Source organism: Sphaerospermopsis sp. FACHB-1094, from assembly GCF_014696195.1.
Taxonomy (GTDB): Bacteria; Cyanobacteriota; Cyanobacteriia; order Cyanobacteriales; family Nostocaceae; genus Sphaerospermopsis; species Sphaerospermopsis kisseleviana.
Map to the genome: position 1 here is coordinate 1 of NZ_JACJPT010000050.1, position 25,132 is coordinate 25,132.

General features: G+C 37.4%; 19 protein-coding genes and 1 tRNA gene. 10 read left to right on the forward strand and 10 right to left on the reverse strand.

Going from position 1 to position 25,132, the window contains the following annotated elements; translation table 11 throughout:
- The first annotated feature begins 64 nt into the window (after window positions 1–64).
- Both H6F47_RS28905 and H6F47_RS15770 read left to right on the forward strand, forming a co-directional pair.
- The gene (locus H6F47_RS28905; protein ID WP_347239090.1) at window positions 65–127 is read left to right on the forward strand and encodes a hypothetical protein; all 63 of its coding nucleotides are present in this window, start codon (window positions 65–67) and stop codon (window positions 125–127) included.
- A 217-nt stretch (window positions 128–344) separates the two neighbouring features.
- Window positions 345–2,036, forward strand: a complete 1,692-nt coding sequence (locus H6F47_RS15770; RefSeq protein WP_137669345.1) for an MBL fold metallo-hydrolase — start codon at window positions 345–347, stop codon at window positions 2,034–2,036.
- A 134-nt stretch (window positions 2,037–2,170) separates the two neighbouring features.
- Here H6F47_RS15770 and H6F47_RS15775 read toward each other — a convergent pair whose 3' ends face one another.
- The 7 genes from H6F47_RS15775 to H6F47_RS15800 form a co-directional block, all read right to left on the reverse strand.
- Window positions 2,171–2,482, reverse strand: a complete 312-nt coding sequence (locus H6F47_RS15775) for a DUF6679 family protein (RefSeq protein WP_096571619.1) — start codon at window positions 2,480–2,482, stop codon at window positions 2,171–2,173.
- Between the two features lie 218 nt (window positions 2,483–2,700).
- Complete coding sequence (locus H6F47_RS15780) at window positions 2,701–2,853, reverse strand: hypothetical protein (protein WP_162501967.1); 153 nt, start codon at window positions 2,851–2,853, stop codon at window positions 2,701–2,703.
- Window positions 2,854–3,486: 633 nt separating this feature from the next.
- Window positions 3,487–3,702, reverse strand: coding sequence for a hypothetical protein (locus H6F47_RS27980; RefSeq protein WP_096572820.1), 216 nt, complete (start codon window positions 3,700–3,702; stop codon window positions 3,487–3,489).
- Between the two features lie 306 nt (window positions 3,703–4,008).
- Window positions 4,009–4,797 carry a Nif3-like dinuclear metal center hexameric protein gene (locus H6F47_RS15785; protein ID WP_096571618.1) on the reverse strand — a complete coding sequence of 263 codons (789 nt, stop codon included), beginning with the start codon at window positions 4,795–4,797 and terminating at the stop codon, window positions 4,009–4,011.
- A 327-nt stretch (window positions 4,798–5,124) separates the two neighbouring features.
- On the reverse strand, window positions 5,125–5,538 hold the full coding sequence (locus H6F47_RS15790; RefSeq protein WP_096571617.1) for a secondary thiamine-phosphate synthase enzyme YjbQ: 414 nt from the start codon (window positions 5,536–5,538) through the stop codon (window positions 5,125–5,127).
- A 64-nt stretch (window positions 5,539–5,602) separates the two neighbouring features.
- The gene (locus H6F47_RS15795) at window positions 5,603–6,685 is read right to left on the reverse strand and encodes a glycosyl transferase (RefSeq protein ID WP_137668660.1); all 1,083 of its coding nucleotides are present in this window, start codon (window positions 6,683–6,685) and stop codon (window positions 5,603–5,605) included.
- A 25-nt stretch (window positions 6,686–6,710) separates the two neighbouring features.
- A complete protein-coding gene (locus H6F47_RS15800; RefSeq protein ID WP_190649942.1) occupies window positions 6,711–7,868 on the reverse strand; it encodes an aminotransferase class V-fold PLP-dependent enzyme in 1,158 nt (385 codons plus the stop codon).
- Between the two features lie 367 nt (window positions 7,869–8,235).
- Between H6F47_RS15800 and H6F47_RS15805 the strand changes: the two genes are divergently transcribed.
- The 7 genes from H6F47_RS15805 (at window position 8,236) to H6F47_RS15835 (ending at window position 14,414) form a co-directional block, all read left to right on the forward strand.
- A complete protein-coding gene (locus H6F47_RS15805) occupies window positions 8,236–9,696 on the forward strand; it encodes a TM0106 family RecB-like putative nuclease (protein WP_190649944.1) in 1,461 nt (486 codons plus the stop codon).
- Between the two features lie 325 nt (window positions 9,697–10,021).
- A complete protein-coding gene (locus tag H6F47_RS15810; RefSeq protein ID WP_190649946.1) occupies window positions 10,022–11,209 on the forward strand; it encodes an esterase-like activity of phytase family protein in 1,188 nt (395 codons plus the stop codon).
- 222 nt (window positions 11,210–11,431) lie between these two features.
- Window positions 11,432–11,641, forward strand: a complete 210-nt coding sequence (locus tag H6F47_RS15815; RefSeq protein WP_190649948.1) for a hypothetical protein — start codon at window positions 11,432–11,434, stop codon at window positions 11,639–11,641.
- Window positions 11,642–11,807: 166 nt separating this feature from the next.
- Window positions 11,808–11,881: transfer RNA gene (locus tag H6F47_RS15820), tRNA-Asp, on the forward strand.
- Window positions 11,882–12,035: 154 nt separating this feature from the next.
- Window positions 12,036–13,475 carry a glutamate--tRNA ligase gene (gene gltX / locus H6F47_RS15825; RefSeq protein WP_190649950.1) on the forward strand — a complete coding sequence of 480 codons (1,440 nt, stop codon included), beginning with the start codon at window positions 12,036–12,038 and terminating at the stop codon, window positions 13,473–13,475.
- Window positions 13,476–13,628: 153 nt separating this feature from the next.
- Window positions 13,629–14,123, forward strand: a complete 495-nt coding sequence (locus tag H6F47_RS15830) for a hypothetical protein (RefSeq protein WP_190346164.1) — start codon at window positions 13,629–13,631, stop codon at window positions 14,121–14,123.
- A 150-nt stretch (window positions 14,124–14,273) separates the two neighbouring features.
- Window positions 14,274–14,414 (forward strand): hypothetical protein, encoded by a 141-nt coding sequence (locus tag H6F47_RS15835; protein WP_190649952.1) that lies wholly within the window; start codon window positions 14,274–14,276, stop codon window positions 14,412–14,414.
- A 330-nt stretch (window positions 14,415–14,744) separates the two neighbouring features.
- Here the strand turns inward: H6F47_RS15835 and H6F47_RS15840 are convergent, their stop codons facing one another.
- The 3 genes from H6F47_RS15840 to H6F47_RS15850 form a co-directional block, all read right to left on the reverse strand.
- A complete protein-coding gene (locus H6F47_RS15840) occupies window positions 14,745–17,627 on the reverse strand; it encodes an ABC transporter substrate-binding protein (protein WP_190649954.1) in 2,883 nt (960 codons plus the stop codon).
- Window positions 17,628–17,729: 102 nt separating this feature from the next.
- Entirely contained in the window at window positions 17,730–20,909 is a 3,180-nt protein-coding gene (locus H6F47_RS15845; protein ID WP_190649956.1) for an ABC transporter substrate-binding protein, read from the reverse strand.
- A 257-nt stretch (window positions 20,910–21,166) separates the two neighbouring features.
- A complete protein-coding gene (locus tag H6F47_RS15850) occupies window positions 21,167–22,426 on the reverse strand; it encodes an ATP-binding protein (protein WP_190649958.1) in 1,260 nt (419 codons plus the stop codon).
- A 794-nt stretch (window positions 22,427–23,220) separates the two neighbouring features.
- On the opposite strand from H6F47_RS15850, the gene ftsH2 reads away from it, so the two are divergent.
- On the forward strand, window positions 23,221–25,107 hold the full coding sequence (gene ftsH2, locus H6F47_RS15855) for an ATP-dependent zinc metalloprotease FtsH2 (RefSeq protein WP_190346168.1): 1,887 nt from the start codon (window positions 23,221–23,223) through the stop codon (window positions 25,105–25,107).
- The last annotated feature ends 25 nt before the right edge of the window (window positions 25,108–25,132 follow it).

Here is a 25,132-nt window from a genome sequence, read left to right on the forward strand (position 1 = left end):
AATTACCAATTACCAATTACCAATTACCAATTACCAATTACCAATTACCAATTACCAATTACCAATTACCAATTACCAATTACCAATTACCAATTACCAATCACCAACTAAAGTAAAGATTTTCTAGCGATTCTGCCCAAATAGATAATCACACTATTACTATAAAAAGGAGTTTCATCAAGGAGGATAAACCGATGGATGTTAAGCTGATTTTAGTAGGATTCACTGTTATCTTTACCTTTGCGTGCTTATTTTTCGGTACAAAAAATGGCTTTTATGATTCAGACAACTATCATGGCAACGGTTCTGCACATTAATTTGCACATTAACCAGAGTTAGAGCGCATGAGGGATGATCTATCAGTATCGTCTCGTCCTGATCCTGGGGATGCAGCTAATGAATTAGAATGTCTGCCCTATAGTGTTCAGCATGAAGATGAAGGTGTTTGTCTATTAGTACGCATGGGTCCCCACCGCATTTTATTAGATTGCGGTTTGGGGGATATTTCATATCTGACTAGGGACATAACTAAATCTGCACAGAAGGGTAGTTCACCATTACCAGCAGATTTAGTGTTGGTTAGTCATGCTCACCCAGATCATGCTAGAGGTTTGCTGGCACTTAATCAAGCTTTTCCTCTTATGCCTATTTATGCTAGTGAGGTGACTAGCAAGTTATTACCGTTAAATTGGCCGGAACAAGCACCGGAAGAAATTCCTTCCTTTTGTCAGGCGTTACCTTTGCGATCGCCTATAGAAATACAAGAAAATCTAGTAGTAGAATTATTTCCCGCAGGTCATCTTCCCGGTGCTGTGGCTATTCTCCTCACCTACCATACCCCGCGCCGTGATTATAAATTACTTTACACAGGAGATTTTTTCCTCTCCAATTCTCGCCTAGTAGATGGGTTGCGCTTAGAAGAGTTAAGAGGTTTACATTTAGATGTTCTCTTAATTGAAGGCAGTTATGGAACATCTCGCCATCCTCACCGTCGCAACCAAGAAAATCAACTAGCGGAAAGAATTAACCGCGCCATAGCTGATCACTGTTCTATTATTTTACCCACACCGGCTTTAGGCTTAGGTCAAGAATTGTTGATGTTGTTACGCTCTCATCACCATTTTACTGGCCGGGATTTAGATATTTGGGTAGATGGCAATGTAGCTACTGGTTGTGATGCTTATTTAGAACTTTTAACCCATTTTCCCGCCTCAGTCCAAAATTTTGCCCGTCATCAGCCTTTATTTTGGGATGAAAGAGTACGTCCTCGTGTGCGGCGTTTAAAAGTGGAAGATTTGACTACTTTAGGCAGTTCACCCTGTATTGTCCTCACTGACTCCACAGCGGATTTAAGTAAATATTGTCAACCCAACACAGGACCTTGGCTCATTCTCCTACCAGAAAAAATAGATATCAAAGTTAATTCAGAATATCCCGCAGCAACCACCATAGAAAGCTATCTTTTAGCTCAACACAGTGATGGACCAGGAACAACCCAATTAATTCATAATTTACGACCCCAGCACGTGGTTTTTATCCACGGTTCTCCTGCTTATTTAGCTGACCTAACCAGTTTAGACGAGTTACAAAATCGTTATCATCTTCATTCCCCAGCAGCGGGAATTGTGGTAGAATTGCCCATTGGTGAAACATTTTTACAACCTTCTGCCCCGGAAACTAATTATGAAGGGGAGTTGACGGAACTAGAAACAGTCATTACGATCTCCCTACCAGAAGCAATTACAGAGGATCCGCGTTGGCAGCAATTTGCGGATACTGGTTTAATAGAAGCCCGTTGGCAAGGGGAAGAACTGGTATTAAGAGGTTTGTCTCAACGAGAACTGCTGAATCAAAATAGCTTAGATGCAGCCCGTAGTAAGCACCCCTATACCTGGTCAGATTTAGAGTGTTGTGGTACGTGCAAATACCAGAGGGGGCAACGGTGTTGGAATCCCGCAGCCCCATTGTATAACTTTAAAGTTACCCTGGAAGGTTATTGTCCTGCCTTTGAAAGTTTATCTGATCTAGAATCCTGACTCCTATTCAGGATTGCTGGATTTTGGATTTTGGATTGTGTTTGAGTTACTTGCAATCCAAAATCTAAAATCTAAAATCTAAAATTTTCTTTCCCTAGTCCCTAAATGGTAATTTTTGGGTAGACAAAGAGTTATTAGTCGGGATTCAAGTCAGTAAAACGGTTACGGATACGTTCCGACTCAGGACAGTCTTCAGTCATGAGAGGTTCTACATTACCCCGTGGTACGGAAGCTAATTTTTGCGTTACCGAGCCAATGCTTTCTAGGCGAACCATCTCTTCCCAAGAACAAACTTCGTCTTCTTCGTCTGTTTCATAGCGTAGAGTCACTAGATCACCCTCTATATCTATAATGCGGGCCCGCTCTATCCAGCGTTGCTGATCCCGCAAAAAAACACATACCTCCCGCCCGTCGCAACACAGTTGATAAATCTTGCGGTGTAGCATGTACTACTTCTGCCTTTTTAAACAACGTAGTTAAACTTGTGAAAATTTGGGTCTTAACCCGGTAAGAGATACCCTAAAGAGTTCAATTTCATGCTTGGTGAACTATTGCAATAACCCAATCTCACAAGGACTCGGTGGTGGCAGTCAATATAAGGAATTTTTGGGTTATGAACCAATGGTTACTGCTTCAGTTGAGCTTAATCTTTTTTAGGGCAATGCTAGATCATGTCTACTTCATAGAAGTCCAACATTTCTGGATTTTTCCTTACCTGGTGAATACTTGGTGGTGTTTCCTGATTACCATCCTGTAATAAACTGTACTGCAAAACCAGCGTTAATTGCGGTTGTTTTAGTTGCCTACTTGTAGTCATTGGCATTTCTAGGAAGTCTGGGGACTCGGCTGTACTTTTAACCCTTAATGTATTTGATCTTAACTCATTCTCAGGCTTAACTTCATGGTTTTAAACAACAATCACCCAAGACTTTTCAGTTTTGCTCTGTAGCATGAGGTGTAATACGGGCATTTTGCCTGTCAGTGGCGCAAATATGGCGATATTTCAGGATTAGGAATTTTTTTTGCTGGCAATTTTTTCTTGGTGATATTCATAAATTAGCAAAATTTATTACTCGTTATTAATTCGGTGAGTTTTTACAAATTTCAATTTAGGTAAATGCGCCAATAAAAATATAATGATGATTATTTGTATATAGCCATTTCCAAGAAGTGTGAGGTACAAAGTTTTTTCGTTTTAGGGAACTCTTAAACAGGGAACTCTTAACAGGGAACAGGGAACAGTGAATAAATTTGTTTGTACTTCATTAGACTTAGAATCGCTATATTAAGCTTTAATAATTCAATCTAGGTTCTACTGAATAAACCGAAAACTTACAGGACTTACGCAAAACAGAAACACAGTAGGCCCATAATCAACATATCCCATCTGAATGATGAGAGCCAAAGTGTGAGAAAGTTAGGCTTCATGTTAAGTTGTATCGAGTAATTCTTAGTGACATTTGTTCAGTACAGGCAATTCTCTAGAATTCTTTGAACAAGCTTCTCGTTTAACTGTACCTATGCGGATTGCTTCGTATAGGTTTGTCAGAGCTTTTAAATCATCGGATTGATAGCACCTAGTTGCCAATACCTGAAGGAGTAAACCCTCTGATTCAACACTAAGATATCCGGTTTGAAAGGCAGATGCAATGAGTGTGCGAATCATGATCAATAGGGCAAATGAACGATTTATCATTTCTATTGTCAAACACTTGCTTGCTAAATACATTGATATAAAACAGTAAATATTCGTGATTCTCATTACAGAAAAGTTGTGACCTCCATCACGATTAAAAAACAGAAATCCTCTATAATTAAAGGCTTTTATCTACGTACTGATAAACTATAAGCAGTCAAAAGTACAACTACTTCAAATGTGATCAAGAATAGTGTGAGTCTGCAATTATACTATGAAGATTGTATGAACCAAGGAATAGTTAGTATCAAAGATTACAATTTAAAAAATCTTTGCTCACGGTAAAAATTGGCGGAAATCTTCATCCTGTTGACTTAACTGCACCCAATTTAAATTTAGTGATTGGAATTTTTGTACCAAGCGATCGCACGCTGGGCGTTCAGTGGCATAGTGTCCAGCATCAATTAAAATTAATCCTTGATCTCTACTTTCTTGAAATTGATGAAATTTACAATCGGCGGTGAGATAGGCTTGGGCGTTGGTTTTCACGACTGCGGAAATAAAACCTGCGCCCGATCCGCCCAAAACCGCAACTCGTGAAATTTGCTGTTGTAAATTCGCTGCGGGGGAAAAAATCAATTTTGGGGGATGAAGTTGAGTTTGAATTGTCGAGAGTAATTCTTGCAATGTTAAAGCTGGTTCTAACATTCCTACCCGTCCATATCCTAAACCAGATTGGGTGGGAACTATGGGAGATACCGCTTGCAGTTGTAATATTTGTGCCAATACATCCGCAGTGCCATCATTTACCTGGTCGAAATTTGTATGGGCGCTGTAGATACCGATATTGTGAGTAAAAGCTAACCTTACCATTTCTGCTAGTGCTTCCCCACTGCGGAGAGATTTAGGGGGATTAAAAATCAGGGGATGATGGGCAAAAATCAGATTAGCGTTGAGAGCGATCGCTTCTTTCATTACTGCTAAAGTCGGAGTTAAACACACTAATACCCGTGCTTTTGCACCCAACACACCAGGTTCAATCTGCCAACCACAATTATCCCAGTTTTCACACCAAGCGGGATTTGCCCATTCTTCAAACCAGGTGATTAAATCAGTAATTTTCATTAGATATTTTCACTTATGATTTTAAGTAATTTTATTTAAGTAGGATGATTAAAACATTTTAGCCCAAATTCAGCTATGGTGAAACCACATCCAACACAGGTAGGAGTCAGGAGTAGGAAAAATTGGGAGCATCCCACACAGCCACACCAAAAACTCTCGCTCAACTTTCTTACCTTTGTGTCCTTTGCGTCCTTTGCGGTTCAATCATATCAGGACTTTGGTGCATATTATTTCCATAGATAAAAATAAATTTACAATGAATATATTTTGATATTTTTTGAGAGCATTTTGTATTTTCTTAATTTTGGGTAAAATAATTATCAGTTATTATCCCCAAATGTGAACTACCAACTCTCTGGTATGATTATGCTGGCGATGTTCCCAAATGTAAATACCTTGCCATGTTCCCAAAACTAGATGACCATTATTAATGGGGATGTTTTCGGAGGTATGAGTTAAAACTGTGCGGATGTGTCCTGGCATATCATCAGCACCTTCGGCATCATGAATATAATAGTTACCTTCTGGTACTAATTTAGCCATAAAATTTGCTAAATCTATTAATACATCAGGATCAGCGTTTTCTTGAATGATTAAACTGGCTGAAGTGTGACGCAAAAATAAGGTGCAAAGTCCAGTTTTCACTCCAGATTCGCCAACTATAGCGGCAACTTTTGATGTAATATTCTGAAAGGATTTGCCAGTTGTGGAAATTCTCAGTAATTTTTGATAGTGTGTCATAATAATTTTGGATTTTGGATTTTAGATTTTGGATTTTAGGTTGGGAGTGTTTCAGGAATTTTAGTTAAATTGACTTAAAATAATCTATCACTGCTTTGGCTAGAGTTTCATTACCATTTTTAGCTATGGTTTGTGGTTGTTTTGGCGGTTGGGGTAAGTCATGAAGAAAATCCCAAGTTCCATCAAAAAATTCTGTTGGTGTGATAATTTGATGGTGGTTGTAATTTTTAATTCCTGCTAATAGCAAATCAGCTTCCGCAAAGTCATGACGCGGGATGGTAATAATAGGAAGTCCTAGAAGTGTAGCTTCTGCAAAAGTGCTGTACCCTGGTTTAGAAACTACTCTGCTACAAATTGGCATAAAATCAACAGGACGATATTGGCGATTTTGCACTTTAATTAAGTTAGGTAAATCTGGTGCGGAAGCATCAAAGGTGATAAATTGCCAATCAGAAAATTTTTCAATATTATTATAAGGAATTGCTTGTAAACCTAAACCTCCAAATGTTAGCAAGATGGTTTTTTCTGGTGGTGTAGTTATTCCCCAAATGGTGCGGATTTCATCAATAGGGAAACCGGGAGAACCACCTGTTAAACCCACATCTATGATATTAGGAAAAGCAGACATGGGTGTATGGAAGGGAAGACGAAATAAGCGATCGCTTTTAGTATACCAATCACTGACCCAATCAGCAATTTCTGTAAATTCTCCTCCCCAATCTTGATAAATAAAGTCCCAACTAAAGTTACTAATCATCCAACAGGGAATGTTTGCTGCTTTCCCAAACCCAGCCGCCAGAAAAGGAATATCTGCTAATATGAGATTAACACGATTTTGGCGAAGAAAATTAACTTCCGAAGCAATTAACGAATTTTGATTTTTTTTAATTTCTCTTAACTTGTCTAAGGTTGCTGCTTTATCCATTGTCAAACTATCAGCTTGAACTACACCTAAATCAAAGGCACGTTGACGCAGAATAAAATCACCTTTGATGTAGGATTCAAGCAGCCATCGGGGTGCAGTTGTAGCAATAATTAACAGCACTTCTGGGCATAATTTTTGAATTGTTGCAGCTATTGATGCGGTTCGGGTAGCATGGCCAAAGCCGTGGTTAGTGATGGTTATATATAAAATTGGACGGTTCATAGATGAGGTGATGGGGTGAAAATTTCTACAAATGAGAAAATTCTTTAATTGCTGCTATTAATTGGTCAATTTCTGATTTTAAGGTGAGGTAATGAACACTTACCCGAATACAATTAGGATTGGCAATTGTGCGAGTTAAGATTTTTTGTGATTCTAAAAACTGCACTAATTTTAAACTCCGCTGATTATTAGTTAGCACAAAAGAAACTAACCCGCTTTGGGGAGGGGAATTTTTTAAACATTTGACATTAGATAACTCTATCAACTTTTGCCAAAGATACTCACTGTTTCTGCAAATTTGCTGATATATTTCCTCTGCTGTTCCCCATTGATGATGAATGGCGATCGCTTCTTTTAAAGCAATATATAATGGAGTTGCTAAGGTAGACACTTCATATCTTCGCCCATCTGGTTGCCAATTAATTGGTTGTGCTTGATTATTAGTGATGACTCCATCTAAACCTATAAATGTTGGCTGCATCATTTCCCGTGCTTCGGGTCGTACATACAAACCCCCTACACCCGCAGGACCGCATAACCATTTATGTCCAGTAAAAGCATAGAAATCTACCCCCAATTCTGTTAGATTTAAAGGTAGAACCCCCACTGATTGAGCCGCATCTACCAACAACAGAGAATTATTTTGTCTGCATATTTCTGCAATTTTGTCAATAGGCAAAACTTGACCAGTATTCCACAAAACATGACTTAAAACTACCAGGCGAGTATTGGGGCGGAGATTTTCAGCAATAACACTGACAGGATCACCCTCGTTTAAAGTCGCCATCAGCGGACAAGTGGAAACTTCTACAGCGAATCTACGACTAATTTCTTGGGCTGTGGCAATCACTCCGGGATGTTCACAATCAGACAGCAGCAAGTGATCACCAGCTTGCCAATTAATCCCCCACATTCCGATGTTACAACCAATGGTGACATTGCCTGTGAGAGTAATTGTGTCAGATGGTACATTTAAGGTAGAGGCGATCGCCTCCCTTACAGATTGCATTTGGGGAGATATCCAGCGATAAGCTTCCGCACCAAAAGGTCCTATTTCCTGAATATGCGCTTGAGTTTGGCTGATAGCATCCATCGCCCCTTGAGGCATTGGTCCTTGTCCGCCATAATTAAAATAAATCTTGTTCCCTAAAGCTGGAAATTTTTGCCGATGGTGATCCAACATATTAATTTTAGTTTAGATTTTGGATTTGGGATTTGGGATTTTAGATTTTAGATTTGGGATTTTGGATTTGAGATTTGAGATTTGAGATTTTGGATGGGAAATTTAAAATGTTAAATCCGAAAATTGAGCATAAAAACCCCTATTTAACCCCCTATTTATTCATAATATTCTTCTCTCCTAACTCCTGACTCCTGTACTGGCGTTCGCGAAGCGTGCTGGAAGCATCAGCATTCGGAAAATAGCCTTTTCATAAAATTGATAATTTTTCGCCTGAATGCTTCGCCCCTACTTCGCCCCTACTTCGCCCCTACTTCGCCTCTACGACTTCTGATTCCCAAAATATCCCAATTGTTGTTAACTTAAATGAATGATCATTAATGCTGAACTCCTACTCCAATATCAACGCTGTAAGCGACGGCCTTTTTTAGATACTCATGGTGACTATAACCAGCGAGATATTCCCCATGAGTTGTTGGTAAAAGTGCAACAGGATAAAATTGCTCATCAGAAAAGTATAATTCATAACCTGTCATATCACAAACCTGTTTTTCCTCCAGGAAACTGGGAAGCTGGTGCAGCAGCCACTATAGAACTGATGCAGCAAGGTGTGGAGTATATACATAATTCTGTATTATTAGCCACTTATGAAGATGAATATACTTTACTGAGTCGTCCAGATTTACTTGTCAAACAGCCTGGAAAATCCAGTTTTGGAGACTGGGTTTATATTCCCGTGGATATTCAACTAGGTAAACGTCCCAAACAAGAATATCAGGTTATAGCTGCTTTTCACGCAGAAATTTTGGGAGCATTACAGGAAGTAACACCAGATGAAGCTTGGTTAATCTTGCGGAATAAAGATACAACTTATGTGGTAGACTTGGATAAATGGACACCACAAATGCTGGATATTTTGGCGGAGTATATTCAAGTGGTAGAGTCGTCAGAAGCACCAGAGGTATTTATTGCCCGTCAAAAATGCCATCTTTGTCACTGGTATAATCATTGTTATGCGATCGCCCAATCTCAGCAACATCTGTCACTGTTACCAGGTGTGACACCAATTCGCTACACTCAACTACAAGCATTATCTACTACTACTTTAGAAGCACTCGCTAACACGAATCCCAGCACTTTAGAAAATGTCATTGGTTTTGATACTCAAGTAGCATCTAAATTAATAGTACAAGCAAAATCAACATTAGCAAAAACTCCTTTAATTTTACCCTTTGCTTTACCAGCAGAAAAACTCACATTTACCGCCCCCATCGAGTTATATTTTGATATTGAAGCCCAACCAGATTTAAATTTAAATTATCTGTTGGGAGTTTTAGTAGTTGATAGAGAAAATAATACAGAAAAGTTTTATTCATTTTTAGCAGAAACACCAACTCAAGAAAACCTAATTTGGCAGCAATTTTTAGATTTAGTTTGCCAATATCCCCAAGCACCAATTTACCATTTTTGTAATTATGAAGTCGAGACAGTAAAAAAACTAGGTAAACTTTATTGTACACCTTATTCCTTAATTGAACCTCTACTGACTCGATTTGTAGATATTTATGAACAATTAACAGAAAGTGTTGCTTTACCAATAGAAAGTTATGCCCTCAAAGCGATCGCACGTTGGTTAGGATTTGAATGGCGTGATCAAGAAGCTAGTGGTGCTAAGTGTATTTATTGGTATGATCAATGGTTAGAAACAGGCGATCGCCGTTTTCTGGAACTGATCCAACGGTACAACGAAGATGACTGTCGTGCTACCCGCAAAGTTAAAGATTGGCTAGTTAATTTTTTCCAAACCGAATATACTAGAAAACTAGCGTAATCCAATTTTGGATTTTAGATTTTAGATTTTGGATTTTGCAAACTACATCCTACTTATCCAATTGTTAATTTTTAATTTTTCACTTTTAATTGGGGTTTGCTGAATAAACCTAAAACCTTGATATATCAAAGGTTAGAGGCTGATAAACACAGAAATTAGTGCAAGGGTTTTGAAGGGTATACCGGAAAAAGTGTGCATTTTTTGGGATTTCAAGAGATGGCAAAGAAATTTTCAAATCTCCTCCTGACTCCTGACTCCTGACTCCTGACTCCTATGCCCTCACGGAAAGACTTTCTCAGCAAACCCTAATTGGCATTATTTCTTCATGCAACTAATGAAAAAACTCAGAAAACCATTATTCATTATTTACTTGACGATTACCATTATCATTAGCAGTATTATCAGTATATTCTTCAGTAATATTGCCTCAGCAACAGTTAAAATAACAGATATAAAATTTATTGGTGCAGCCACCTTACCCACAGGATACTCTTTCCAAAAAACCGAACTAGGAGGATTATCAGGAATTACTTATGATGCTAAAAATGATCTTTATTATGCCATTTCTGACGACAGAGGGCAAAAAGCACCTGCTCGATTTTATACCTTAAAAATTGACCTCAGCACAGGAAAATTAACCAAAGATGGAGTTATTCCCGTAGCTGTCACCACCTTATTAAATGAAAATAATCAAAAATTTCCTCCTAGTGAAACCGATACAGAAGGTATTGCTGTAACTAACAAAGCCACTGTATTCATTGCTTCTGAAGGAGATGTGCAAAAATCCATAAATCCTTTTATTAAAGAATTTTCTCTATCTTCTGGCCAAGCTATTACCAGCTTACCTATACCGGATAAATTTTTACCAGATCCAAAAAGTCAGCAGGGTATACGTAATAACTTAGCTTTTGAAAGCCTCACCATCTCAGAAAATAATCAATCATTATTTACAGCGACTGAAAACGCACTCATTCAGGATGGTGCAGCGGCAAAACCCGGCTTTGGTAGTCCTTGTCGCATTGTGCAATATAACCTAGCCACCAACCAACCGGAAAAAGAATTTCTGTATATCACAGAACCAGTTACACCGCTATTCAATTTTACAGGCAGGTTTGACAGTGGATTACCAGATTTACTTTCTTTAGATAATCAAGGACATTTACTGAGTGTAGAAAGAACTTTTACAGGTTTGGGATTTGCGATTTCTTTGTTTCAGGTTTCCCTAGAAAATGGCGACGATATTCATGATATTAACAGCCTTTCAAACATTGACATCAACAAAATCAAACCTGTAGAGAAAAAACTACTCTTAGATTTACAGACTCTCGATGTAGCTTTAGACAACATAGAAGGCTTAACCCTTGGTCCAAAACTACCTGATGGACAAACTTCCTTAATTCTAGTCAGTGATAACAATTTTAACAAACTCCAAAGCACCCAGATCCTAGCCTTTAAACTCAAGCTAGAATCACCCTTAAATCGGTTATTGCGTCTGCTACCAATCTCTCTATAGAAACGAATCGGGAGCCACTTCTAATGATTCCCTCACCGAAAGACTTTTATGCCTACGGCACCCTACGCGAACAGCAACCCCTAATTAAGTAATTCTGAAAAATGAAAGTTTAGATTTATCAAAGTTTTTTGTAATCTGCGAGCAAATTTGTTTAGGTTTACATTGCGCTTTTATGTAATGGAATATCTGCTAATAATTCTTACTCTTTGATTCTCTTTACCCTTGAACCCCCCCCATCACTGCGCTAATATTCTTAGCATTAGTATTGCCACAGCACAGAAAGAAAAGTTAAAAGCTTGGGTTAAACAAAGTGAGCAATTACCTTCATCCTCTAAATCTCATACCAGCAAAAAATTGTTAAAGCAGCAGTACAAGCAAATCCAAACTCAAATATTGGCACATCTGGAAGCTAAAAGCCAGTCCACAGGTTAGGAGGTTGGGGAGACAGGGGGAGCAGGGGAGGATAATAACCCAATCACCAATCACCAGTCACCAGTCACCTGTGAAAAAAAAATTTCAATTTTTTCTCCCAACTACTTGACAGCTAAAAAAGATTAAGCAATAATAGTATAGTTGAGAAAAACGCAATCAACTGTTAGGGACTGTAGTTCAATTGGTTAGAGCACCGCCCTGTCACGGCGGAAGTTGCGGGTTCGAGCCCCGTCAGTCCCGTTCCAAAATCCTAAAATCTGATTCCTGGGAGAAAATTTTAAATATCTCTCAGGAATGCTGTTTTTAACAGACTGGGAAAATAACCCATATCGGTGGTTTACAACCACTCAGCACTTGTTAAATTAATAATGCTTTGTGAGAGAGAGAATTAACTGTGTCTGTAAGAGTTCGTATTGCTCCCAGTCCTACTGGTAATTTACATATTGGTACAGCCAGAACTGCTGTATTTAATTATTTATTTGCCCATCATCACGGTGGTAAGTTTATTTTACGCATTGAAGATACAGATTTAGAGCGATCGCGTCCCGAATATACTGATAATATTCTCACTGGACTGCGTTGGTTAGGCTTAAACTGGGATGAAGGTCCATTTTTCCAATCTCAGCGTTTACACCTCTACCAAGCAGCAGTACAGAAATTATTGGATCAAGGTTTAGCTTATCGCTGCTATACCACATCAGAAGAATTAGACGCGCTGCGGGAAGCACAAAAAGCCAGAAACGAAGCACCCCGCTATGATAACCGTCATCGTAACTTGACCCCAGAACAACAAGCAGCTTTTGAAGCGGAAGGTCGTTCATCTGTAATTCGCTTTAAAATTGAAGATGATCGGGAAATTGTCTGGAATGACTTAGTACGGGGTAAAATGTCCTGGCGTGGAAGTGACTTGGGTGGTGATATGGTCATTGCTCGCGCTTCTGCTGAAGGTATTGGTCAACCTCTATATAATTTTGTGGTAGTGGTAGATGACATTGATATGCAAATTACTCATGTCATTCGTGGGGAAGACCATATTGCCAATACAGCGAAACAGATTTTACTTTATGAAGCTATGGGTGCAAAAATTCCAGAATTTGCCCATACACCCTTAATTTTGAATCAAGAAGGGCGCAAACTTTCCAAACGGGATGGAGTAACTTCAATTTCTGACTTTCAGAAAATGGGTTTTACTGCGGAAGGTTTAGTAAATTATATGACCTTATTGGGATGGTCTGCCCCAGATTCTACGCAGGAAATATTCACATTAGATGACGCTGCTAAAGAATTTACCTTTGAACGGGTAAACAAAGCAGGTGCTAAATTTGACTGGGATAAATTAGATTGGATTAATAGTCAATATATCCATAATATGCCAGTTGATAAACTCATAGATTTGCTAATACCTTTTTGGGAGGAAGCAGGATATACATTTACTAGTGGTAGGGAGCGTCCTTGGTTAGAGCAGTTGGTAAGTTTAATTGCTGCTAGTTTAACGCGGTTAGTGGATGCTGTTCCCATGAGCAAAGTCTTTTTTACTGATGGGGTAGAGTTCAGTGAAGAAGGTAGTCAACAACTGCAACAAGAAGGGGTGAAACCTGTACTGCAAGCAATTTTGACAACTTTGGAAAATCAACCAGAATTTTCCGCAGATACCGCCCAAAGCATCATTAAACAAGTGGTAAAAGAGCAAGGTGTCAAAAAAGGTTTAGTAATGCGATCGCTCCGAGCAGCTTTAACCGGGGATGTACATGGACCAGACCTAATTCAATCATGGTTATTGTTAAATCAGATTGGTTTAGATAAATCCCGTTTAAGCTCTGCACTAGCTAGGTAATAGGTGACTGGGGTGATGGGGTGATGGGGAGGTAAATAACCCAATCACCAATCACCAATCACCACTCACCACTCACCTGATAACTGCAAATATCGGGAACTTAAAATAGAAGATTCTTGTCTTTAAAATTACTTAAATATAAATATAATTACAATGACAAAAAAATCCCTTAATCTAGCCATTAGATTATCGTTGATGATAGTTACACTTGGTGTGACAACAGTGATGAATAGTATTGTTAATGCAGAAGAAGTTCCGCCTATTTTTGGTGATATCACCATTAACCGTCAATTTTCACCTGATCCTTTGACAGTCAGGGGAATGAGTGGAGGTTCAGTTCCAGCGAGCAAAGTTAATGGAGAAACTGAAACTCCTACAGGTTCATGTACTGGGTTTGTAGATGAGGACCAAGATCACACTTTAAAACTGCTCAGTAAATTTGACTACCTAAAACTGCAAGTGGAAAGTAAGGCCGACACCACTATAATGATTAAAGGACCAGGTGGTATTTGGTGTAATGATGATTTTGATGGGAAAAATCCTGGTATTGTGGGAGAATGGTTAGAGGGTATTTACAAAATTTGGATTGGTTCCTACGAAAAAGAGAAATACTTTCCTTACACTTTAAAAATCACAGAAGTTAAGTAATAGTTGATAGTTGATAGTTGATAGTTGACAGTTGATAGTTGATAGTTGATCGGGAAACATAAAATTGATTACCCAGTCCCCAGTCCCCAGTCCCCAGTCCCCAGTCCCCAGTCCCCAGTCACCAACCTTTGATCATTTTTTGTGGATGCAATGGCGATCGCCCATGAAACCAAAACTGTAATTAAACAGAATATCAGTTTAGCAGTAATTCCCAACTTAGCCGCATTAGGACTAGCTGCAACCTTTGGAATGCACCCCTTAGCAGCGACAGTAATACATGGGGGTTGCTGAGAAAGTCTTTCCGTGAGGGCATAGGAGTCAGGAGTCAGGAGTCAGGAGTCAGGAGGAGATTTGAAAATTTCTTTGCCATCTCTTGAAATCCCAAAAAATGCACACTTTTTCCGGTATACCCTTCAAAACCCTTGCACTAATTTCTGTGTTTATCAGCCTCTAACCTTTGATATATCAAGGTTTTAGGTTTATTCAGCAAACCCTACATAATGGTTCTCCTATAGTAGCCGATTTAAATGGGTTACGTCCATTGATGCACAAGGATGAACAATAGCAATTATCTGTAATTTATTACATCATTCGCCATCACTTTAAGTTAAGATGAGCTTATTATGGAGAATCGAGTAAACTAGCTTTTGATTCATCAATTTGCACAAATTTACCATTCTTAACCTCTAGAAGAACAGGTTTTCCATCTCTCTCCATGTTATCTGTAAACTTGAGCGGATAACCTGATGTTTCATTTGCAGACAAATCAACGTTTTTTAATCCTTCTAATACTGTCTGACGAGACGCATTGTTTGATAAAGCCTTGATAAATGCTTGTGTAGCATCATAGCTAGTAGCTGTACGCCAACTAACATCCCCTCCCCATAGTTCTTTTGATTTTTTGGCAAACTCTTCTGCTGCTGATGTTCCTCTAAACCAAGGAACTGATAAGATCATACCTTCCACAGCTTCTCCACCTTGCATTAAGGTTTCATAGCTATAAAGAGTATCCCCTCCTAACAACTGTAACATTTGTTGATCAGGCCTATTTTTATAAAAATCTAGATTTGCTTGAGCAATTTCAATAGCTTTACCAGTATTTTTCGTATCTGGAAATAGCATCGCTGCTTCTGCTTTATATGTATTGATACTTTCATCAATATCATCACCAAAGAAACTAGAGTTAAATGAATATTTTTTAACTACTTCACCTCCTTGTTTTTGAAAATCATTGGTAAATGCTTCACTAATACTCTTGCTATAAGCACTTTCAGGATTGGCAAAAATTACGACTTGTTTTAATTTCAAACTATTGAAAACATAATTAGCTAATTTTTGACCAGTAATTTTATCAGAATCAACTACTCTAAAAAAAACAGAGCTTTTTAAATCTGCGCTAGTTGCAGTAGGAGAAATAATTGCTAGTTTGGCTTTTTCGTAATCTTGTAGTAGAGATTTAGTAACGTCACTAGAATTATGTCCTATTACCCCTAAGATAGATGAATCTTTAATGATTGCGTTAACTACTGCTTTAGCCTCATTAGAGTTGTTACTGTCATTACCAATAACTATTTCTAGTAATCTGCCATTTAATCCTTTATTTTGATTAAATTGATTCTGCGCTTGGGCTACACCTCTTAATATTTCTTGAGCAATATTATTAGTTTCTCTATCTATTGGTACAACTACTGCTAAAGTAAAAGGAGAACCTTTTTGACGGGCTAAGGCATTATTATAATAAATTCTGGATTCGACATCAGTGTTATTTGCTTGTATAGCTTGTTTAAATAACTTCTCAGCTTGTTGATAATCACCCTTTTTGAAGGCTTGAATACCTTGATCACGACGGATATTGGTGATGTTGGGGAATAGGGTTTTATCGCCCCGACTAATTCTGCTATTATCTACTACACACCAAATCCCAAATTCTTTTTTTTCTCCTGCTGGACAAGGTTGAGTATATAAACGATAAATCGTAGCTAATATAATACTAGTAGAAACAGATAAACATACGAGAATAATTATTATTAATATCGGTGGCTTTTTTTGACGTGTATTTACTTCGTGATTGACCTCATGATTACTTGTAGTTTGATTTGCAATCTCGTAAGGTTTAGCAAAGAACCTATCTTCAATCTCGTAATGAATATTACTTGTGTTAGTTGTTGTATTCTCTATAATTTGAGCTATAATTTGAGATAGTTCCATATTATTGTTTTCATTTATATAGTACTTACGCAAGATGTGACTGAAAACCTTATTCTTGCGTAGGGGTAATTCATGAATTACCCCTACTTTCGTTCCCTTTTGCGTAAGTCCTGTTATATTTTCTTCTGGCAATTGTGCATCACTTTGCGTTTCTTTTTGAGTCAATTTTTCTAATGTACCAATTTCCTCAGTGAGTGGATGAGTTTGTCTAATCCATTTACGGAATAATTCTATTTTAACTTTTTCATCTTTTGTTTGTTCTAAAAACTCATTCTCTTTTAAATATTCTTTCGTTTTTATGATCAGATTAATATCTAGATCAGCTTTATTTGCTTTAATTAAATCTAAATAATCTTCTGAGGTTTCTTGAGACTCTGCAACTGCTGACAAAACAATTTTTTCGAGGATAGAAAACTCTTCCCAAAACCACGATAACCCAGCTTCAGCTAATTCAATAGCTTTGTCTATAATAGCTTCTACATCTTCCCTATTAACTTTATCATCCAATTTATTATTTTCTCTCGCTCTACTAAAAATAGCAAAACATATTACTTGAGTAAAATAGGGATGTCCTGCTGATAGCTTAAAAATAGCTTGAATCGCGTCGTCTCCATACTCAAGTATATTTTGGGCTGGTTGATTAATTAAATTTGTGGTCGTATTCTGATCTAATAACTTAATTTCTTTAACAGTAACTATATTCTCAAAACTCCTAATTTTTTTGGAAATGTTGAATAATTTTTTATCCATTAATAGAATTACGAAAAGTTTTTGGGTATTATGAATTATCGAAAATAAATTTTCATAAAATAGTTTTAATGATATTTCTGTATGTTTATTTATGAATATGTCAAAGTCATCTAGTAATAAAACTAAATTTTTGCCGTTTAAGGCTTGATATATTTGCGGTAAAAACTCCTTGGAAAAAACGCCATCGTTTGACTCTAGGTCTGTAATTTCGGGTATTTTTATATTCTCTTGTTCTAATGACAAGTCGCTTATAATTTCTTTTGCTAATTCTGCTAAGATTCTACCTAATGATTGTTGAGAATAATATTCTAAACTGAATGTCACAAAAACAAAGTTCTCTTGCAAATCTTGTAATTGATTAGTAATATTACGCACAACAGATGACTTCCCAATGCGTCTTTGTCCGTATAATACTATTACTTGTTTATGCTGTTGGAGATAGTGTCTAATATCCACAAATAGCGATTCCCGCCCAAATAACAACGCTTGGTTAACTGGGCGGCCAAGAACATAAGGATTTCTTTGAGGCTTGAAAGAAGTATTCATATTTCCATCGTACCTCTAAAACACCAATTAACATCCGTCAGATGAACTATCTTAACTTAATTTCTATAATATTTCTATCAGTAGATCCGCCAAATGAATTAATCATCTTGATTCAATTTCTACAAATTTACCGTTCTGAACTTTTACAAGAATAGATTCTCCCTGGCGCTCTCTGTCGTCGGTGAACTGAAATGGGTAGCCTGATGTTTCATTTGCGGGAAGGTTCACTTGTTGTAAATTTTCCAGTATCGTAGTTCGAGAAGCATTAGGTGATAGAGCCAAAGCCTTTATAAATGCTTGTGTAGCATCATAGCTAGTAGCTGTACGCCAACTAACATCTCCTCCCCATAGTTCTTTTGATTTTTTAGCAAAATCTTCTGCTGCTGATGTTCCTCTAAACCAGGGTATTGCAATTATTAAACCTTCTACATCTTTTCCACCTCTCACTATGGTTGGATCATAGTTATAAAGGGTATCTCCAGCCAACATTTTTACTTCTTTTATGGGAAAGTCTTGCGTTTTTAATCTCGCATTTCTGTTGGTAATTTCTTTGGCAATATTGATAGCTTCATCAGTTGCTGGTTTATCTGTACTTGGAAACAAAAGAGCAGCTTCTGCTTTATCAGTATATACACTTTTGGCAACTTCTTTTTCCGGGTCAAAGGTAGTAGCAGTTAAATCAATAAGGGGCTTACGAACTACCTTCCCTCCTAATTTTTCAAACGTATTTGTAAATACCTCTCTGATGCTGTTACTATATGGGCTGTTAGGATTAGCAAAAATTACGGCTGTTTTTAATTTCAGTTGCTTATAAGCATACTCGCCTAGTTTTTGACCTGCACTTTCATCTGAATAAACTGATCTAAAGAAAACAGGATTATTGAGTAAAACACTGGTGCTAGTGGCAGAAATAATAGGTAATTCAGCTTTTTCGTATACTGGTAGTGCGATTTTTGTAGCATCACTAGAATTATGTCCAATTACCCCCAAAATTGAATCATCTTTTGCTAATTGTTGAGCTACTTGTTCTGCATATTCAGTATTACCATCATTAGCAATCACAATTTCTAACAATCTACCATTTAAACCTGTATTCTGATTAAATTGATTTTGTGCTGCTGCTACTCCACGTAATATTTCTTCACCATTACTGGTACTTGTATTGTCTATTGGTACAACTACCGCGAAAGTAAAAGGAGAACCTTGTTGAAGAGCGAGAGAATTATTATAATAAATAAGCACTTCTGGATCATTTTGATTTGCTTCTACAGCTTGTTTAAATAACTTCTCAGCTTGTTGATAATCACCCTTTTTGAAGGCTTGAATACCTTGATCACGAAACCTATTGATAATGTTAGGGAAGAAAATGCGATCGCCCCGACTAATTCTACTATTATCTACTACACACCAAAACCCAAATTCTTTTTTTTCCCCTGTTGGACAAGGCTTGCTAAAAAATACTGTATAACCACCAAAACCCAGAAGGAAAATTATAGCTAATCCTCCTAGAAATCCTCCAAATCTTAAACCCCAGTTCAGCCAGGTTGAAATTTGATTAGTATTAATATTGACAGATGCAGGATTTTTATCTCCAACTTTAGGATCCGTTCTAGATTTCAGAGTTTGAATTTCTGCTAATTTGTGTTTAGATGATTTCCTGTTATCATCAATTTGTAAAACAAGCGTAAACTGTTCTTCTGCCTTAACCCATTGTCTGTTAAGTATTAATTCATGTCCATAATCTTCTCTTACTTCTATTAGAATATCTTTACTTTGTTCACTATCAATTTCGTAAGCCATTGTACAAATTTCTAATGCTTGCTCATAATCCTGAGCTTGTGATTTTTGTTGAGCTAGTGTTAGTAAAGGTTGTACAATTAATTCTTGTTGATGATGATTAAGTTTAGAATAAAATTGATAGGCTCGTTTATATAGATTACTAGCTTCATCTATATTTTGTATGTTCAAATATTCTTGAGCTAAGGAAATAACACCTCTAAAATTATTAGGATTAAGTTTGAAAGCTTGTTGATAAATAGACAATGCACCTTCAGGATTATTTTGGCGTAACCTATCGGCTACTGATAATAACTGACTAACATTCTCTTGGTTAATTTTATCCAAGTTAGTAATTTCATCTTTTAAGCGATGTTCTTTCACTAGCCAAAGACGGACAAACTCTATTTTTACGCGCCGTTTTGTCTCATCTAAAAAACCATACTCAAATAATTGTTCGTATGCGTCTTTTAAATCTTGTGTTATTACTATACTATAGGCATTGGTTAATAATGTTAGTGGTTCTTCAATAACAGATTGATTGTTTATGATCGCCATTTCTTGAGCCTCTGCTGCGGCTGCAATAATTATTTGCTGTTGCAAATTCAATCCATCCCAGAACCAAGCTAAACCACCTTTTCCTGCTTCGATTGCTTGGTTTATAACATTTTCAACATTTTGAGGAGTGATAGTCAACAAATCATTGTTGGGATTTATTCGATAGTTATCACGTACCTGACCATAAATAGTGTGGCAAATAACTTGGGTAAAATAGGGACTTCCGGCGCATATATTAAAGATGGTATCTATGGTTTCTGGTTGATATGTTAAAATACCTTCTGCTGGTTTAGTAATTAACCTTTGGGTACTCTCTTTGTCCAACAAAGCAATTTCTTTATAGGTTGCTTGCTTAAAAAAAGAAACTAAGGTTTCTAATCTATTGATATGTCTCCCTACAACGGGAATAATAAATAATCTTTGATCTATGTTCAATAGATGTATTATATACTCTAAAAATCTTCCGGTTTCTTGTTCATTCTCTCTTTCAGTTAAAACATCAAATTCATCCCAAAGAAGAACTATTTTTTTGTTACCTATATTTAGATAAACTTGAGGTAGAAACTCACGATGAAAAGTTTGAAAATCTTGTTGTATATTTTCTGCTAAATGTTCTAAAACATCATTGTTATCTTGTGGTAATTCTAGTTTTTCTAAAATTTTCTGGGCAATGTCCGATAAAATTTGATTATTGGATAATTTTTCTTTATCTTGAAAATCAAAATTAATGAAAATAAATTCATCACTACCAATTTTTTGAGGAATTAAATTAAGTACAGAAGATTTACCAATGCGTCTTTGTCCATACAATAAAATTAATTTTGCATTTTGGGGAAGACTATCAGCAATCAGAGAAAATAAATATTCCCGCCCAAAAAAATTTTTTGGCTCTCTAATCGGACGGCCTATGATGTAAGGATTAGGAGGTAGGTTAGGTAGATTAGTCATAATTGTATATTGATTTTATCATCTATTGAAAAGATTTTATCAACTCCACATTAGATTAATAATGTGTTATGTCAAATATAGTTAATAGAGAAGATTAGGAGAACTTCCCTATTCAGTTAAGTTGCTAGTTATTTAGTTGAGGCTGGTAATGGATAATTCTCAGAAAACTTCCGTTGTTATTCTGTGAATCCTTTAATCTTGGACATCCTAATGAAAATACTTTACCTAACTAGCAACTTAGATGATTAAGAATTTTATTAAGGCAAGAATGGTAATAGTTTCGGAATCCAATCTAACACGGTTTTGACTGTATCAGGATTCTGTGTTAACCAAGTTACGAAATTTTTAACTTGAGCCAATTGTTTATGACTAATGAGATTCAGAAATACTACTTTGTTCTCTTCAAAGAATTGTTCCGATGTATTTAATATTTCCTGTATTGCCCTTTTTTTCATTAGTGGTGAAGTAAAGGAATACAACTTTCCTGAATCCGTAATACTGGAAGTAATTACACCTCTATCTTCTAATTTGCTTAAAATACGTTCATGCTGAGTCATAATTCTTCCTATGCCTGTTAAATTAAATCTTGTATCCTGGATACGACCATCCAGATCTAGCAAGGCTATCAGCATCAATAAAAGCTGTTCTGTAGGATTACATCTTTGCCAAATTAATTCAAAAATATGTCTAGTATCACGTTCAAATCCCTGAGAAAATGATTCAACATTAGCATCATTACGTCGCTGCATTTCTCCATATATGAAAAATCCACCGATTTGTACTAAAGTAGGATGTCCGCCTGTAATATTGATAATTTCCCCCCGTAATGTTGGAGGTCTAACAATATTCAAGATTTGCACCAATTCGCTAGTATTAAATAGTTTCAGGGATTGAAATAAATAGTGATTGTACCAAGGAGAAGCATGAGGGTTAAGTTGCGGTTGCAGTTCGCTTAGGGGTTGAAGTGAGGACACAATCATAGATAGATATTGACTTTCTTCTGCATGAACCGCCAAATTACGACATTCTGCCAAAAATGTTTCCATTTCTGTTTCAGTGTATTGTTTATGTGTTACCAGAGCTGTATCAAAGTCATCTATTAACAGTAATAAAAATTTACCATTCTGGTCTAATTTGCGTAATGCTTGGCGGATAATGCGATTTGTGGCTGGTTTTTCTAGTAAGGGTTTAATTTCAGCTTGTAATTGCGGTTCATTATCTAATTGCTCATGTAGCAAATTTAAGATTTCTTGCCAAAAACCAGCAGGTGTAAAGTCCCTAATATCTTGGCAGTAGAGTAATACAACCACAACTTCAGATGGCTTTATGCCATGTTCTCTTAGTGCTTGTTCAGAAGCGAGTTTTCTTAAAAATGAGGTTTTCCCCATCCCCGGACCACCCCAAATGGCAAAATGGCTGCGGTTACATATTTGGTCAAAGGCAAAGTTAATTTCTGATGTGCGTCCGACAAAATGTTCTGGGGGAACTGGTTTTCCGGGAAAAAAGGGATTGGGCATGGTTGTTAGCCTGGATTTGTAAAAAAAATATTTGTATATATGAGGATATTACTAGCAAACTGCAAATTACATCACGACTAGCTAAATGTTGCCCAGATTACAGGCAGCCAATTAAAATACAATATTCTATATAAAACTTTATAGCACAGAGAATATATGGGTTAATAGTGGGATATGAAGACCTCATCGCAATTTCTACAAGAAATCTATCATATTTTAGGACTTACGTAAGATGTGACTGAAAACCTTATTCTTGCGTAGGGGTAATTCATGAATTACCCCTACTTTCCTTCCCTTTTGCGTAAGTCCTGATATTTGAAATATTAGTTTCAATATCAGCGATCGCACTATCACCCATCACAAACAACATCTCTAAAAACTCTTATCTTCGTTTCTTCGTTCCTTCGTGGTTCAATATTCTATGTTTTCGTATTCTTTATATTATAAACTATAATTGACTCTTTATAATTTAAAATATTACGCATAAACACAGATAAATAAAACTAAATATATTTGATGATGCAGTGGGGTTTAGCGTAAAATGAGTATCAGGGAGAGCAAAAAAGAAATCAGCCCCAAACCCTTGATAGATAAGCTTTTGGGAAGATTTAACTTTTAATTTGGAATTTTCAATTGGTATTAGTATGAGAATTAGGTTAAATTTAATTAAGATTCTAGAAAAATTTCCCGAATCTGCCATAGGCAAACTACGCTGTCATGGCTGAAATTACAAAATGGATTTATAAACATCCGTTACAAAAGTAGTCATATTGGTACTAGAGGCAAATTAACAGATGAAATTTTCTTGGAGAATTGTAGCACTTTGGTCTGTGCTGGCCTTGGTAATAGGCTTTTTCTTTTGGCAAGGTACTTTTGCCGGTCAACCAGCAGATAACAGCCGTAATGCAGCCAATACCCGCATGACCTATGGGCGCTTTTTAGAATACTTGGACGCTGATCGGGTTACAAGTGTGGACTTGTACGATGGCGGCAGAACTGCAATTATCGAAGCTAACGACCAAGATATTGAAAACCGCATTCAACGCTGGAGAGTAGACTTACCCGTTAACGCTCCTGAGTTGATCAATAAACTCAAAGAACATAACGTTAGCTTTGATGCTCATCCTATCCGCAATGATGGCGCGATCTGGGGTTTGTTAAGTAATCTTTTGTTCCCAGTGTTGTTGATTACTGGTTTATTCTTTTTGTTCCGTCGCTCTAATAACCTTCCCGGTGGTCCTGGCCAAGCGATGAATTTTGGTAAGTCTCGCGCTCGTTTCCAAATGGAAGCGAAAACAGGCGTAAAATTTGATGACGTGGCAGGAATTGAAGAAGCTAAGGAAGAATTACAGGAAGTTGTTACTTTCTTGAAACAACCGGAGAAATTTACCGCAGTAGGTGCGAAAATTCCTAAAGGTGTGCTGTTGGTAGGACCTCCAGGAACAGGTAAAACCTTATTAGCAAAAGCGATCGCTGGTGAAGCGGGTGTTCCTTTCTTCTCTATCTCAGGTTCTGAGTTTGTAGAAATGTTTGTGGGTGTGGGTGCTTCCCGTGTCCGCGACTTGTTCAAAAAAGCGAAAGATAACGCTCCTTGTATCATCTTTATTGATGAAATTGACGCTGTAGGTCGTCAACGGGGTGCTGGTATCGGTGGTGGTAATGATGAACGGGAGCAAACCTTAAACCAACTGTTAACAGAAATGGATGGTTTTGAAGGTAATACCGGCATCATTATTATTGCAGCTACCAACCGTCCTGACGTTCTCGACTCTGCGCTATTGCGTCCCGGTCGTTTTGACAGACAGGTAACAGTTGACGCTCCCGATATTAAAGGACGTTTGGAAATTCTCGAAGTTCATGCACGGAACAAGAAATTAGACAAGAGTGTTTCCTTAGAAGCGATCGCCCGTCGTACCCCTGGTTTCAGTGGTGCGGATCTTGCTAACCTCCTCAACGAAGCAGCTATTCTCACCGCCAGAAGACGCAAAGAAGCAATTACCCTGTTAGAAATTGATGATGCAGTGGATCGGGTAGTTGCAGGGATGGAAGGTACTCCTTTAGTAGACAGCAAGAGCAAGCGGTTAATTGCTTACCATGAAGTTGGCCATGCTTTGGTGGGTACTTTATTAAAAGACCATGATCCTGTACAGAAAGTTACCCTCATTCCCAGAGGACAAGCACAGGGTTTAACCTGGTTTATGCCCAATGAAGAACAGGGTTTAATTTCCCGTTCGCAACTGAAAGCGAGAATTACTGGTGCTTTGGGTGGTCGTGCAGCAGAGGAAGTAATTTTTGGTGCTGCGGAAGTGACAACTGGTGCGGGTGGAGACTTGCAACAGTTATCAGGAATGGCCAGACAAATGGTAACACGGTTTGGGATGTCTGATTTAGGTCCTTTATCTTTAGAAAGTCAACAAGGTGAAGTGTTCTTAGGTCGTGACTGGACAACCAGATCCGAGTATTCTGAGTCTATAGCTTCTCGTATTGATGCACAAGTGAGAGCGATCGCCGAAGAATGTTATGAAAACGCTAAGAGAATTATCCGTGAACATCGTAGTGTTACAGATCGCTTGGTTGATCTGTTAATTGAAAAAGAAACCATTGACGGTGACGAGTTCCGGCAAATTGTCGCTGAGTACACTGAAGTACCTGATAAGCAACAGTTTGTTCCTCAACTGTAAGGGTTTTGATTTTTAAATATTAGGA

Coding starts and splice junctions, on each gene's coding strand:
- H6F47_RS15770 (WP_137669345.1), top strand. CDS start 345: ATGAGGGATGATCTATCAGTATCGTCTCGTCCTGATCCTGGGGATGCA.
- H6F47_RS15775 (WP_096571619.1), bottom strand. CDS start 2,482: ATGCTACACCGCAAGATTTATCAACTGTGTTGCGACGGGCGGGAGGTA.
- H6F47_RS15780 (WP_162501967.1), bottom strand. CDS start 2,853: ATGACTACAAGTAGGCAACTAAAACAACCGCAATTAACGCTGGTTTTG.
- H6F47_RS27980 (WP_096572820.1), bottom strand. CDS start 3,702: ATGATTCGCACACTCATTGCATCTGCCTTTCAAACCGGATATCTTAGT.
- H6F47_RS15785 (WP_096571618.1), bottom strand. CDS start 4,797: ATGAAAATTACTGATTTAATCACCTGGTTTGAAGAATGGGCAAATCCC.
- H6F47_RS15790 (WP_096571617.1), bottom strand. CDS start 5,538: ATGACACACTATCAAAAATTACTGAGAATTTCCACAACTGGCAAATCC.
- H6F47_RS15795 (WP_137668660.1), bottom strand. CDS start 6,685: ATGAACCGTCCAATTTTATATATAACCATCACTAACCACGGCTTTGGC.
- H6F47_RS15800 (WP_190649942.1), bottom strand. CDS start 7,868: ATGTTGGATCACCATCGGCAAAAATTTCCAGCTTTAGGGAACAAGATT.
- H6F47_RS15805 (WP_190649944.1), top strand. CDS start 8,236: ATGATCATTAATGCTGAACTCCTACTCCAATATCAACGCTGTAAGCGA.
- H6F47_RS15810 (WP_190649946.1), top strand. CDS start 10,022: ATGCAACTAATGAAAAAACTCAGAAAACCATTATTCATTATTTACTTG.
- H6F47_RS15830 (WP_190346164.1), top strand. CDS start 13,629: ATGACAAAAAAATCCCTTAATCTAGCCATTAGATTATCGTTGATGATA.
- H6F47_RS15835 (WP_190649952.1), top strand. CDS start 14,274: ATGGCGATCGCCCATGAAACCAAAACTGTAATTAAACAGAATATCAGT.
- H6F47_RS15840 (WP_190649954.1), bottom strand. CDS start 17,627: ATGAATACTTCTTTCAAGCCTCAAAGAAATCCTTATGTTCTTGGCCGC.
- H6F47_RS15845 (WP_190649956.1), bottom strand. CDS start 20,909: ATGACTAATCTACCTAACCTACCTCCTAATCCTTACATCATAGGCCGT.
- H6F47_RS15850 (WP_190649958.1), bottom strand. CDS start 22,426: ATGCCCAATCCCTTTTTTCCCGGAAAACCAGTTCCCCCAGAACATTTT.
- ftsH2 (WP_190346168.1), top strand. CDS start 23,221: ATGAAATTTTCTTGGAGAATTGTAGCACTTTGGTCTGTGCTGGCCTTG.